The organism is Paenibacillus sp. sg306046 (genome assembly GCF_059821225.1).
In genome coordinates, this window is record NZ_JCAMRT010000007.1 from 248619 (window position 1) to 262287 (window position 13669).

General features: G+C 56.0%; 11 protein-coding genes. 8 read left to right on the forward strand and 3 right to left on the reverse strand.

From position 1 onward, the window contains the following. Positions 1-35: 35 nt before the first annotated feature. Positions 36-626, forward strand: a complete 591-nt coding sequence (gene folE, locus AC6ROY_RS09990; RefSeq protein WP_500100161.1) for a GTP cyclohydrolase I FolE — start codon at positions 36-38, stop codon at positions 624-626. A 167-nt stretch (positions 627-793) separates the two neighbouring features. Here folE and AC6ROY_RS09995 read toward each other — a convergent pair whose 3' ends face one another. Both AC6ROY_RS09995 and AC6ROY_RS10000 read right to left on the reverse strand, forming a co-directional pair. Further along, positions 794-1975: a Fe-Mn family superoxide dismutase gene (locus tag AC6ROY_RS09995; protein ID WP_500100186.1), complete on the reverse strand. Its 1182-nt coding sequence runs from the start codon at positions 1973-1975 to the stop codon at positions 794-796. Between the two features lie 109 nt (positions 1976-2084). After that, positions 2085-3128, reverse strand: a complete 1044-nt coding sequence (locus AC6ROY_RS10000; RefSeq protein ID WP_500100162.1) for an alpha/beta hydrolase — start codon at positions 3126-3128, stop codon at positions 2085-2087. Positions 3129-3428: 300 nt separating this feature from the next. Here AC6ROY_RS10000 and AC6ROY_RS10005 point away from each other — a divergent pair, with 300 nt between their 5' ends. Next, positions 3429-4172 carry an IclR family transcriptional regulator gene (locus AC6ROY_RS10005; protein ID WP_500100163.1) on the forward strand — a complete coding sequence of 248 codons (744 nt, stop codon included), beginning with the start codon at positions 3429-3431 and terminating at the stop codon, positions 4170-4172. A 96-nt stretch (positions 4173-4268) separates the two neighbouring features. Here AC6ROY_RS10005 and acnA read toward each other — a convergent pair whose 3' ends face one another. Then, positions 4269-6977, reverse strand: coding sequence for an aconitate hydratase AcnA (acnA, locus tag AC6ROY_RS10010; protein ID WP_500100164.1), 2709 nt, complete (start codon positions 6975-6977; stop codon positions 4269-4271). Positions 6978-7201: 224 nt separating this feature from the next. Here acnA and AC6ROY_RS10015 point away from each other — a divergent pair, with 224 nt between their 5' ends. The 6 genes from AC6ROY_RS10015 to AC6ROY_RS10040 all read left to right on the forward strand — a co-directional run bounded on the left by AC6ROY_RS10015 (position 7202) and on the right by AC6ROY_RS10040 (position 13132). Continuing rightward, positions 7202-8221, forward strand: coding sequence for an amidase domain-containing protein (locus AC6ROY_RS10015; RefSeq protein ID WP_500100165.1), 1020 nt, complete (start codon positions 7202-7204; stop codon positions 8219-8221). Positions 8222-8353: 132 nt separating this feature from the next. Further along, positions 8354-9493, forward strand: coding sequence for a D-alanine--D-alanine ligase (locus AC6ROY_RS10020; RefSeq protein WP_500100166.1), 1140 nt, complete (start codon positions 8354-8356; stop codon positions 9491-9493). Between the two features lie 123 nt (positions 9494-9616). Next, positions 9617-9940, forward strand: coding sequence for a hypothetical protein (locus tag AC6ROY_RS10025; RefSeq protein WP_500100168.1), 324 nt, complete (start codon positions 9617-9619; stop codon positions 9938-9940). A gap of 316 nt (positions 9941-10256) precedes the next feature. Then, positions 10257-11258 (forward strand): UV DNA damage repair endonuclease UvsE, encoded by a 1002-nt coding sequence (gene uvsE, locus AC6ROY_RS10030; RefSeq protein ID WP_500100169.1) that lies wholly within the window; start codon positions 10257-10259, stop codon positions 11256-11258. 114 nt (positions 11259-11372) lie between these two features. Then, on the forward strand, positions 11373-12140 hold the full coding sequence (gene fabI, locus AC6ROY_RS10035; protein WP_500100170.1) for an enoyl-ACP reductase FabI: 768 nt from the start codon (positions 11373-11375) through the stop codon (positions 12138-12140). Positions 12141-12277: 137 nt separating this feature from the next. Beyond that, positions 12278-13132, forward strand: coding sequence for an inositol monophosphatase family protein (locus AC6ROY_RS10040; protein ID WP_500100171.1), 855 nt, complete (start codon positions 12278-12280; stop codon positions 13130-13132). Positions 13133-13669 lie beyond the last annotated feature (537 nt).

Consider the following 13669-nt stretch of genomic DNA (forward strand, 5'->3'; position numbering starts at 1 on the left):
CGCGGACGGCGTACGCACAGAAAGAGGAGAGAGCCATGCCGGCTAAGGAATATAAAAACCACCGTGTCGATGAAAACCGGGACCAAATCGAACACCATGTCCGTGAAATTTTGCGACTGATCGGTGAGGATGTTGACCGGGAAGGGCTGCTGGACACGCCTGCCCGCGTGACACGGATGTATGAAGAAATTTTCGCAGGTTACGATGCTGACGTACGAGATATTCTCGGCGTTGCATTCGACGAGAAGCATGAAGAGCTCGTTATTGTGAAGGATATCGTCTACTACAGCCAATGCGAGCACCATATGGCGCCGTTTTTCGGCAAGGTGCACATCGGATATGTACCAAGCGGCAAAATCGCCGGGCTGAGCAAGTTCGCTCGTCTGGTGGAGGCGGTCACCCGTCGGCTGCAGGTGCAGGAGCGGATCACTTCCGATCTGGCCGATATTTTGATGGAGGTGCTGGAGCCGCACGGCTGCATGGTTGTCGTCGAAGGCGAGCATCTGTGCATGTGCGCCCGCGGCGTGAAGAAGCCTGGCAGCAAGACCGTTACGTCGGCAGTTCGCGGCTTGTTCCGGACAGACCCTGCTTCGCGTGCCGAGTTTCTGTCCCTGGTCAAGGACTAAGGAACCGGGAACGTCCTTGACTGCCAACGATACAGATCGAAGAATAAAGCTGCTTTTCTTACGTGCGCAGACTGCTGTGGCCGTGAGCGAAGCAGCTTTTTTTCATCAGGCAGCGAGGCCCGGTCAAACGAAGAGGCGGAGCCGACCAATCAACCAACGGATCGGCTTCAATAAGGGGGCCAGACGAGCCTGCGTGCAGCGGAAAACCGCTCATTAACCGTCTCCCAGTTGATCGTATGCCACCAGTCCTCAATATAACGCGCCCGTTCATTCCGGTGCTTCAAGTAATAAGCGTGCTCCCAGACGTCCAGCGGCAGCAGCGGAACAACGTCCCATTGCGACAGATTCTGATGCTTCTCCGCCTGTAAAATTTCGACCCGGCGGCTGCGCGGACTCCATACCAGAATCGCCCAGCCTCCGCCCTCCACCTTGTCTGCGGCCGCGCTGAACTGCTTGCGGAACGCTGCGAAGCTGCCAAAGGCTTGACGGATCGCGGCTGCGACCGGACCTGTTGCCTCGCCGCCGCCCCCTGGCTTCATCGTTTGCCAAAAAATCGTATGCAGATAATGTCCCGCCCCGTTAAACGCCAGCTCCCGTTCCCAATGCTTCACCAGCTCAAAGTTTCCTGATTGGCGCGCCTCCTGGAGCTTGATTTCCGCTTTATTCAGTCCATCGACATAGCTTTGATGATGCTTGTCGTAATGAATACGCATCGTTTCCGCGTCGATATACGGCTCCAGCGCATCGTAGGCATAAGGCAGCGGCGGCAGCCGGTGTCCGCCGACGGGCACGGCTGCCGCCGCTGTCCCAGGGTCATTCGGCACTGGATTGGACCAGGTGCCTTCCAGCGTGGCGGAACGCTCCCTTTCGTCGCCGGCGAGGACGCCGGCTTCCTGGGCGGAGTCGGCCGAGCGATCCATCGCGGCCTGCTGCTTCTGCAGGGCCTCCAGCACGCCGAGGAAATACTCGGATTCGCGAATAATATGGAGGAGCACCGTCCGGGCAACCGGGCTCGCCTGCACCGGCGCGCTTTGCTTCATCAGCTGAAACAGCTGCTGGACAAAAGCTTGGGATTGCAGCGTTGCGATTCGCAGCAAACCGTGGATGTGGTGCTGCTGCTCCGCGGTTGGCGGACCTGGATACCTGAGAAGCGCCTCGATCCAGCGTTCGGCTGTCGCTTCCGTCCGGGCAAATACTTGCTCCCATTGGGCCAACAGCTGGATATACTCGGCCTCCAGCGCAGGTATCAGCTCCCGGATGACGACGGTATGCTCCTTCTCTTGCATTTTCCAGAACCGGATTTCCTCGACAACCCGCAGCGGCTGCAGTGTTCCGTATGCAACGAGCATCATCAAAAAACCTCCCCGCAGTAGTCCCTGAGTCTGCCGTCCCGGCGGTCGGGACAAAGCTCCAAGAACAATGTATGCGGCGAGGCTTGACTATTATACATACAGGTCGCTATCTTGACTTGCCATGGTTCAGCGGTTCGCCAGCCGAGGTGGACAGTGTGCGCAGGAAGCCGGTCGTCATCTGCAGGTAAGTGCGCTTATGGGCTCGGTAGATCAGCTCGTGGCCGTCATTTTCCAGCATCCACAGGGCGGAGCCGGAATCAGGACGTTGATGGGCGTAGATGCTCTCCACCATCTCGTAGGGAGCACGCACGTCCTCCTTCCCGTGAATGAAGAAGATCGGCATCGAGTAGGACGCTTCCTTAATGGTGCCGTACGGAATTTCGTTGAAGCTGACGCCGTTGATCAGCGGGAAAAACATATGCACGAGCGACTGCGAGAACTTCGGCACATTCGCTACCTGCTTCATATTGTGGTACAGCGTATCCGGCTCCAGAACGAAGGTGCTGTCCAGAATCATGCCGTCGATGTCCTGCGTTTGCAGCGCGGCCTGCAGGGCAGTTCCGGCTCCCATCGAGAAGCCCCAGACGTACACGCGCTCTGCGCCCCGGTCCTTCGCATAATTCACCGCGCCGAGCAGCTCCTGGGACTCGCGCAATCCGCCGGTGACGGTCCAGTTCGGCTGGACGTAGCCGTAATCAAACATAATGACATTGTAGCCCTGCTTGTGTGCGGCTTTGGCCAGATCGTACAGCGGCACCCAAATTTCCTCGCGGTTTCCGCCATAGCCGTGTGAGAAGACGACGGTCTGCCGCTTGACATCCGTTCCGGCCAAGGCAGTGACAGCCGGGATGTACCAGCCTGACAGCTCGGACGATCCGTTCAGGCTCGGAAATGTAATATCCTCATAGGCCGCGCCGAAGGCGGCAGCCGGATTGGAGCGCAGCGGGTCGATATGCGGCCGTCCCAGCGTCCACGCGACGTACGCATGGAAGGCAATGACGAGGCTGACGAGCAGCAGCAGGAAGGACAAAATTGCGATCAGCCAGCCTTTGCGGCGGCGGACAAAAGAAATTTTTCGGGAAGCGGTTTCAACAGAGCCTGGATGGAGCGGCGCCTGCGTTGATGTAGGTGTGTAAGGATTAGTTTCCATAGGAAGCCCTCCAATGCACGAAAATGTCTGTGGGCGACGGATGACAACGTTCCAAAAAGTGAAGCTTGAGCCTTGCATGCAGCGGCGGTTCAACCTCGCTCATCACGCTCATAAGGAAGCTTATATTTTAATAGTAAAACGAGGGGGACGAATCGTCAATGGAGCGCAAAAATTGTAAGCATTCTGTAATGTGCGTGTAATAGTCGCCCGGCAGGCATAAGGTGGTGATAGGAAATCATCGTCAAATCAGGTATAATAGATTTCAACTGGTGAAACCGATTTTCGGGGAGTGGGAAATGGATGGAAGATGGCAAATTAACCGTTCGTGCGGTGGAACGGGCCTTGGATATTTTGCTGTGCTTTACGACAGCCGAGGATTTGAGCCTGACGGAAATTGCCGGACGCGTCGGGCTGCATAAAAGCACGGTGCACCGACTGCTCGCCTCGCTGGAAGGCAAAGGCTTTGTCATCCGCGATCCGGCTTCCGAGCGCTATCGCCTTGGCTTCAGCGTCTGGGAGCTGTCCGCGAACCTGACGCATACCGACGACCCGGCGCTGCTGCTGCTGCCGGAGATGGAACGGCTGCGCGACGCGCTGGGCGAAACCGTCAGCCTGTACGTCCGCGACGGCATGGAGCGCGTCCGCGTACAGGCCGTGCAGAGCAACCAGGCAATCCGCCGGGTTGCTCCGATCGGGGCGCGCCTGCCGCTGTATGTCGGCGCGTCCAGCAAGGTGCTCGTCGCATTCGCCGAGCAGGCGGAGCAACAGGCGCTGCTGTCGCAAGCCGCCTGGCCGGCTGCGGCCAGCAACGGGGCGTACCTGCAGCAGCTGCAGGAGGTGCGGACGCTTGGCTATGCCACAAGCGTCGAGGAACGCGAGCCGGGCGCCGCGGCTGTGTCGGCGCCCATCTTCGACCGCAGCCATCGTCTGGCGGCTGCGCTGGCTTTGTCCGGACCGTCCAACCGGCTGACGGTCGAGATGATGATGGAGCATGCGCCCGCGCTGCTGGAAGCGGCGCGCCGCATGGGCAAGATGTTGAAATAGCGGCGAAGTCGAGAGCCGCTGAAGATCTGAAAGAAAAGAAGCAAGCCCGGACCGTGTAAACGTCCGGGCTTGCTTCTTTGCGCGTATCACGCAGAATTACGCCATAATTTGACGCAATACGGTTTGCAGGATACCGCCGTTGCGGTAGTAATCGACATCAACGAAGCTATCGAGACGCACCAGCGCTTCGAAGCTGAACGACGTGCCGTCTTCGCGTGTAGCGGTAACGGTGACCGTTTGACCCGGTTGAACGTCGTTGGACAGGCCGGTAATATCGAACGTTTCGCGTCCGGTAATACCAAGCGTGCTCCAGCTTTGGCCGGCTGTGAATTGCAGAGGCAGTACGCCCATACCGACGAGGTTGGAACGGTGAATCCGCTCGAAGCTTTCCGCGATAACGGCTTTCACGCCGAGCAGGAACGTACCTTTAGCCGCCCAGTCACGGGAGGAGCCGGTGCCGTATTCTTTACCTGCGATTACGACGAGGTTCGTGCCTTGCTCTTGATACTTCATGGAAGCATCGTAGATCGACATGACTTCGCCTGTAGGCAGGTAAGTCGTTACGCCGCCCTCGGTGCCTGGAGCAACCTGGTTGCGAATCCGGATGTTGGCGAACGTACCGCGCATCATCACATCGTGGTTACCGCGACGGGAGCCGTAGGAGTTGAAGTCTTCCTTCTTCACGCCATGCTCAAGCAAGAACTTGCCGCCCGGGCTGTCAGGCTTGATGTTGCCCGCAGGGGAGATATGGTCCGTTGTAACGGAATCGCCCATCAGAGCCAGCGTTTTAGCGGCGCGGATATCAGCGATATCGTTCAGTTCTTTCCCCAGATTGGAGAAGAATGGCGGGTTCGCGATATACGTCGATTTTTCGTCCCACGCGTACAGATCGCCCTCTGGAACCTCGATGGCATTGAAGCGCGGGTTGGAGCGGAATACGTCCGAATATTTGGCCTGGTACAGCTCAGGGCTCATAGCAACGCCCATAGCGTCCTGAATTTCCTGGGAAGTCGGCCAGATGTCCTTCAAATAAACCGGCTCGTTTTTCTGATCGTAGCCGATCGGATCGTTAGCCAGATCAATGTTAACCGTGCCTGCAAGCGCGTAAGCAACAACGAGCGGCGGCGAAGCCAGGTAGTTGGCTTTAACCTGCGCATGCACGCGGCCTTCGAAGTTACGGTTACCGGACAGGACAGCCGCAACAGTCGAATCGTTGTCCGCGATAGCTTTGCTGACTTCATCCGGCAGCGGGCCGGAGTTACCGATGCACGTTGCGCAGCCATAACCGGCGACGTGGAAGCCAAGCGCTTCGAGCGACTCCAGCAAGCCGGCGTTTTTCAGATATTCCGTAACGACCAGGGAGCCCGGCGTCAGACTGCTTTTCACATAACCCGGCTTGCGCAAGCCAAGTGCAACGGCTTTCTTGGCCACAATGCCCGCGCCCAGCATAACGCTAGGGTTCGAAGTATTGGTACAGGAAGTGATAGCCGCGATGACGACGGCGCCTGTGCCCATTTTGCTGACTTCGCCGTTAGCATGCTCAATATCGACCACTTGGGCGATTTTTTCGTCGGACAGACCGTATCCGCCTTTGTCGATTGGCGTGCGGATAATGCTGTTGAACGATTCCTTCATGTTCGTCAGCTCAACGCGGTCTTGCGGACGCTTAGGACCGGCGAGGCTTGGCACAACGGAACCGAGGTCAAGCTCGATCACATCGCTGAACACAGGGTCCGGCGTCGCGTCTGTGCGGAACATGCCTTGCGCTTTATAGTAAGCTTCAACCAGCGCGATTTGCTCTTCGCTGCGGCCTGTAGCTCTGAGGTAGTTCAAGGTTTCGGCGTCTACCGGGAAGAAACCGATTGTTGCGCCGTATTCAGGAGCCATATTGGCAACCGTTGCGCGGTCAGCCAGACTGATGTTCGACAAGCCGGAGCCGTAGTACTCGACAAATTTACCGACAACGCCTTTTTTACGAAGCATTTGCGTAACTGTCAGAGCCAGGTCAGTCGCTGTAGCGCCTTCGCTCAGCGTGCCTGTCAGCTTGAAGCCGATAACCTCAGGCGTAACAAAATACAGCGGTTGTCCGAGCATGCCGGCTTCCGCCTCGATTCCGCCGACGCCCCAGCCGACGATGCCAAGACCGTTGATCATCGTGGTGTGCGAGTCTGTACCGACGAGGGAGTCCGGGAACACGACTGTTTCGCCATCAACCGTTTTCGTAGCTGCGACCGATGCGAGGTACTCCAGGTTAACCTGGTGAACGATACCCGTATCCGGCGGTACGGCGCGGAAGTTGTCGAACGCCGTTTGCGCCCAGCGCAGGAAGCGGTAACGCTCTTCATTGCGCTCGAATTCGATCTTTTCATTGAATTCCAGAGCTTCCTTCGAACCGAAGGCGTCAACCATAACGGAGTGGTCGATAACAAGGTCTACAGGCACGAGCGGGTTGATCCGCTTAGGATCGCCGCCTGCTTGCTTCATCGTGTCGCGCATAGCCGCGAGGTCGACGACGACAGGCACGCCGGTGAAATCCTGCAGTACGATCCGCGCAGGAATGAACGGAATCTCTTTGTTGGCGTCGCGTTCGACAGCCCAGTTCGCAATTTGCTTAACATGCTCGGCGGTAATCGCTTTTCCGTCGAATTGGCGGACAGCGGCCTCCAGCAGCACTTTAATGGAGAAAGGCAGGTTGCTGATCGTACCTTCGCCTTGCTGCTCAAATGCAGGCAGGCTGTAGTAGTTGTACGACTGATCGCCTACAGCAAGCTGCTGACGGACCGAAAATTGGTCTTTCGTTGACATGGATGCAGTCCTCCTTGATCATTTTAAAGCTTCGCTTCACGAGTTTCTGTTTCATACTATGAAACTCGATTTCACAAAATCGCCTTAACCTCAGTATACATGCTGCGGCCCCCCTTCGTAAAGGCTGATTTCAATCATTTTTGCTGAATTGGACGCATACGTATGGGAATGGATGCTTCACGCGTATGACCGACGAATGGGATGACGAAAGGAGACTGGCAGCCTTGGCCTGGAAGCTAGCTTTATACGACTATATCCACCATCGCAACTTAATGGATATCGACTACTCCGTCGAGCCGCTGCTGCCCTTTGTGCAGGATAGCGGCTTTCTGCACCGCCAGGCCTCGCTGCTGGCCCGCCGGGCTGAGACAGACCGCGAGCGCAAGCTTGTTCCGGTCAAACACGAGACCCGACTTGTGATCGACAGGGTGGAGGAGCGGCCCGGCGGCACGATCGTCGATGTTGCATTGAAGCGCAAGACTGCCTGCCGGGTGCGGGACATGGAGCAGGAGGAGCAGCGCGTCGAGCGCGAGCGCATTACGCTGCATGAAGGGCTCGATGGCTGGTGCATCTTGCAGGTGGAGCCGCTGCATGCGGAGCAGTCGCTGCGGCTGCTGCCTGCGGCCCCCGGCGGATGGCTGGAGGCGGAAGACCCGTCGCTTGGCGAGGAGTCGCATCGGGCTCCTTCCGTGCCTTTTCTGAACCGCGAGATGGTCCGCGATTGGCAGGAGGCGTCCCGTGGCGCCTACAACCGTCAGGAAGCTGCCGCTTACGCCGATTTATGGTGGGATAAGAGCAATCCCGACTACTTGACCTTCGAGGTTGATTGCACGAATTATGTGTCTCAGTGCCTCTTTGCAGGCAGAGCGCCTATGAACTATACTGGTACAAGAGGCTCGGGCTGGTGGTACAAGGGACGTCTGGGCGGCCGGGAGCTTTGGAGCTTCAGTTGGGCCGTGGCTAATAGCTTGCCATTTTATTTGACGACAAGCCGGACGGGACTGCGCGGGCGCGAGGTGTCCTCGGCCGGCGAGCTGGAGCTTGGCGATGTCATCGGCTATGACTGGGACGGCAGCGGCCGCTTCCAGCATTCGACCATTGTTACGGCCAAGGACCCGGACGGCATGCCGCTTGTTAACGCGCATACGGTCAGCAGCAAGCACCGGTACTGGAGCTACACCGACTCGTATGCCTGGACTGAGCAGACCCGATACCGGTTTATCAAAATCAACGACCGACTGTAGCCGCGATCCGGATGGAGCGCTTCTCTAGCGTTCGCTTTTCTGCGGGCAGCCATGCACGACTTCCTTGCAGCTTTCTTTTTCTTGCAACCGACATTCTTTCTTTCATTAATTGATACGATCCGGAGGTTCATAATGAGCGACAAAATTCGCGTTGGTTTGATTTACGGCGGCAAGTCCGGCGAGCATGAGGTTTCCTTGCAGACCGCTCTGGCCGTTATTCAGGCATTTGATTTGGATCAATATGAAGTGACTCCTTTTTACATAACAAAGGAAGGGCAGTGGCGCTCGGGCTCCAGACTGCTGCAGCCGGTTGACTCGGTGCAGGCGCTGCAACTGGAGCTGTCAGCAGGCAGTCAGACGCCGCAAGCGTCTGCGCTTCAGCCGATTTTCGGCTCGATGGCAGCGGCGGCGGCCGAGGCAGGTACGGGCAGAGCGGCAGGTGGCGAAGCGGCGTCCTTTGATGTCATTTTCCCGCTGCTGCATGGCACGTTCGGCGAGGACGGCACAATTCAGGGCTTGCTGGAGATGGCCAACATCGCTTATGTCGGAGCGGGCGTACTGGCCTCCTCCGTCGGGATGGACAAAGTGATGATGAAGCGTGTGTTTGCCCAGGACGGCTTGCCGCAATGCGTCTTCCGCCATTTCACCCGTCACCAGTGGGAGAAGGACAATGCCTTTTTCCTGATGGAAATCGAAGTGTCGATCGGGTATCCCTGCTTCATCAAGCCGGCCAATCTCGGCTCCAGCGTAGGCGTCAGCAAGGCGTCCAATCGCGAGGAGCTGGTTGCAGCCGTCAATCAGGCGTTCCGCTATGACCGCAAGGTTATCGTCGAGGAATTCGTCAATGCGCGCGAACTGGAAGTGGCCGTGCTGGGCAACGACGATCCACAAGCTTCGGTGGTCGGCGAGATTGTTTCTTCCAGCGATTTTTATGACTACAAGGCCAAGTATGTCGATGGCAAGTCGTCCATGATCATCCCCGCCGACATTCCGGCTGAAATTGCCGAGCGTCTGCGTGAGCTGGCTGTTCGCGCTTTTCTGGCCGTCGATGGCTCCGGCCTGTCGCGGGTCGACTTCTTCGTGCGCAAGGAGGACGGCGCGATTTTTCTGAACGAAATCAATACGATGCCCGGGTTTACCCCGTTCAGCATGTATCCGCTGCTTTGGCGGGAAAGCGGCAAGCCTTACCGCGAGCTGCTGGACGATCTGATCCGGCTGGCGATCAAGCGTCATAGCGATAAGCAGCGTCTCCAATATACGTTTGATCTGTAAATGCAGGTCACGAGCTGACGTTCGGGCTGTCATCCATTCAGGTCGGTCCTCGGCGCGCCTTGCTTTTGCCTTCCGGCTTCCGGTATGCTAAAGCTTGGAAGAATAGGCTGAGGAGGCGGTCCTATGGGGTTTCAAACAGAATTTAATTCGGTATGCAAGTTCAAATCGGAGCAAGAGCTGTACGAGCTGCTTGAATACGGCAAGGGGAAAATGGTGAAGAGCGGGTTTCGCGTCTACCCGACCGGCCAGCAAGTCATTGCTTACTCCCCGGACAATCAGGCGATTGCCATCGTCCGAATTCGCGCTTCGATCGCTGAAATTAACTTTCAGGGCGAAGAAGTGACTCAAGTCGAGATGGAGCTTGTGCGCAAGCTGAATGAAGAGGAAGCGCGCGTTCAAACGGCGCTTGCCTATGAAATGTTTTTTAGCCACTCGGACCCGGCTTGACGAATCCGAACGTTTGTTCTGAATCGCTAATGAAGAGGATGAACCAAAAGATCATCGTGTCGGCATCCTGTACCCGGTATTGACCGGTGCAGGATGTTTTTTTGCGTTTTCGAGCGGCGTGGACGGAGGTCTTGCTTCATAAAGAAAAGCTTCGGATCGAAGCCCCTTCGATGAAGATGCATCTGTGTTTTGCGGTAGCTTTTCTTGCGATTATCGAATCCTTCAGCTTCACTGTCCGGACGAAGCAGCGGCATACTTTTCACGGATTGGGCAACCTATAGGCATACTTGCAAATGTGAAGGAGCGTGAAGCTGTTATGCTCGTTCGGCTCGGATACGTGGCCATGTCGGTGCTCGTCAAAAACGCCTCCCCGTCCAAAACGATGACCTATTCAGCCTTCGCCAAGCTTCACGACCGGGAAGCTGCATTGCGAAAGCTGGAGCGGATCGCCCGCGAAAACCTTGTGAATACGCTGCGGCTGCTCAAGCATAACCGCGCTCATGATATCGAGCTGTACCGCTGCTCCTCCAGGCTTGTACCGCTGCTTGGTCATGGCGAGCTTGACGGCTGGGACCCGCTGGAGCGCCTGGCGGACGACTTTGCCGCGATTGGCCGCTACGCCAGAGCACACGGGATGCGAATCAGCTTTCATCCTGACCACTTCACGGTGCTTAGTACGCCGCGATCCGAGGTGCTGCGCAACTCCATTGCCGATCTTCAGCGCCATGTTCGGATGCTGGAGTTGATGGGGCTTGACGCGTCGGCCAAATGCAACATTCATGTCGGCGGAAGCTATGGCAACAAGGACACGGCGAAAGCGAGATTCATTCGCAACTTTCAGGCTTTGCCGGACGACCTTCGGGAGCGGATCACGCTGGAAAATGACGATAAAACATTTACCGCGCAGGAGACCTTGGAAATCGCCGAGCAGGTAGCGGTGCCGCTGGTGCTTGATATTCACCATGACCAGATTAATCCGAGCGAATGTCCCACTGTAGAGCTGTGGCCCCGCGTTTTGCAAACCTGGCAGGAGCAGCCCGGGGAATCAATCCAGGCGTCAGCAGGCAACGGTTCGGCGCTTCCGCCCAAAATTCACGTGTCCAGTCCCAAAAGCGACAAAGATCCGCGTGGTCATGCCGATTACATTGAGCCAGCCCGTTTGTTTGCTTTTCTCCGTGAAATTGCGCCCTTAACCCCGCGTCTTGACATTATGCTGGAAGCGAAGATGAAGGATGACGCGCTGATTCAACTCATGGCGGCCGCTCGCGACGAGCCGGATGTGACGATTCGTACGCAAGCTTCCTTCGAGCTGGCCTGACAGGCGGCTTCCGACAAAAAAGGGCTCTTGAATTCTTGTCCGAAATCAAGTACCTTGAGTAGGAAGAAGCTTGAGCGAGCGCTACGGTTCGCCGGGAGAGGGGAACAACGAATTATGAATTTGGTAGCAGGGAAAAATATTGTCGTTATGGGCGTTGCCAATGATCGGAGCATTGCCTGGGCGATTGCCCAGTCGCTGGCTGCCCAAGGCGCGCGGCTTGTTTTTACGTATGAGAACGAACGTGTGGAGGAGCGTGTGCGCAAGCTGGCTGACACGATTCCGAACTCAGCGATTCTTCCGTGCAATGTAACGGTTGATGGAGACATTGAGAAGCTGGCCGATTCGCTTCGCGAGCATTTTGGCGTATTGCACGGTATCGTACATAGTATCGCCTTCGCAAAAACCGAGGAGCTGGAAGGACTGTTTGTCGATACGTCGCGTGAAGGCTTTGCCTTGGCTCAAGATATCAGCGCCTATTCGCTCGTAGCGGTTGCGCAGCGCCTGTACCCGCTGATGACCGAGGGGGGCAGCATCATGACGATGACTTACCTTGGCGCTGAGCGCGCGATGAAAAACTACAACGTCATGGGCGTTGCCAAAGCCGCTCTGGAAGCAAGCGTCCGTTACCTGGCCAACGATCTCGGTCAGTTCAACGTACGGGTTAACGCTATTTCGGCGGGACCGATCCGTACGCTGGCTGCAAAAGGAATTAAAGATTTCAACTCGATTTTGCGTACGGTTGAAGAGAAGGCCCCGCTGCGCCGGACAACGGAGGTCGCCGAGGTGGGCGATACGGCGCTGTTCCTGATGAGCCAGTTATCCCGCGGGATTACGGGCGAAGTCATCTATGTCGATAACGGGTACCATATCGTTGGCGTGTAGCAGCGAAACCGGCAGGCTGGTTATCTGTGAGAGATGCAGATGACAGAGCCTGCTTTTCTTGTTTTTGGCTGCACAAGTGAAACATCCTGCGGTCTGGAGCGTATAACGGTTAAAGAATGATGCGAGGGATGATTCAAATGACGAATTTTGATGCTGTTGTCGGCAGCAAAAGCTTTACAGCCGTTGCGATCAATACGGCGTCCAAAACAGGGGAATGGATTCAAAGCAAGCTTGGCGATTTCAACTCTTTACATACGAAGTATTCTCCGCAGGATTTGGTGACCGAAGTGGACAAAGGCGCCGAGCTGATGATCCGCAAGCTGATTCACACCTATTTTCCTACCCATGCGTTTCTGGGGGAAGAAGGGGTCGAGCCGGGACCGGAGGCTTCGGCGGCCGCTTTGTCGGAAGTGAGCGATGCTGAATATTTATGGATTGTCGATCCGCTTGACGGGACAACCAACTTTGTTCACGGCTTTCCTTTTTTCTCGGTGTCGATTGCGCTTGCTCACCGTGGCGAGGTGATTGTCGGCGTTGTTTATAATCCCGTACACAATGAGCTGTTCGTTGCCGAGAAAGGCAAGGGCGCTTACTTGCGCGGCAAGCGGATGCATGTATCGGGAGAAGAGAAGCTCGCTGACAGCCTGATTGCAACAGGCTTCCCGGCAGACCGAAATTTTGCTCTTCTGGAAAACCTGAAAGGAGTTCAAGCGCTAAGTCCGCAGGTTCGCAACCTTCGTGTGGCGGGCTCGGCGGCGCTGCATCTGGCTTATGTAGCGGTCGGCCGGCTGAGCGGCTTCTGGGAAGTAGGCCTGAACGCGTGGGATATGGCGGCCGGAGCATTGCTGGTGAAGGAGTCCGGCGGTATGATTACAGACACGGCAGGAAATCCGTATCAGCTAGACGTCCGCCACGTCGCGGCCTCGAATGGGCTGATTCACGACAGCTTGCTGCAGCAGCTGGATCAGGCACAGGCGACAGGCTTTAAGTAGAATCGCAGCTTCCGAATGCTGAGAAAGCTGACCAGGATCACGAAGGAGGCCCACGGGCCTCTTTTTTTACACAAAAAACGGTTCCTTTGCGGAACTTACATAAGTATAGTATGCATTGTATGGCATACATGCGTTTCAAGCCGGTAGTTACTGAAATGAGAGGAGCAGATTTTGTCGAGAACTTAATGAAGCGAATGTATGGAGCTAGAAATGTTGGAATGTGAACGGTTGTCAGCTGAAAATCTGTATTTTAAAAAAAAGATGTAAATAGTAGTTGCTTTTATGGTCTAGTCATGATATATTCTATTTCCGGCCAACAAGGCGGGCCAAAAATTTCACTTGGCAGAAAGCAAATTTAAAAAGCACGAAAAAAAAGCTTGCATTCGCCTAGAGAAGTGTGCTATATTATAAAGGTCGCTTTCGACGGAAGATAAAAAGAAGTCGAAAAAAGACGAATGGAATTTATTGCCCTTTGAAAACTGAACAACGAGTGAGTGTTAAAATAGAGAATGAAAATTCTCGCTAGCATGACGTATG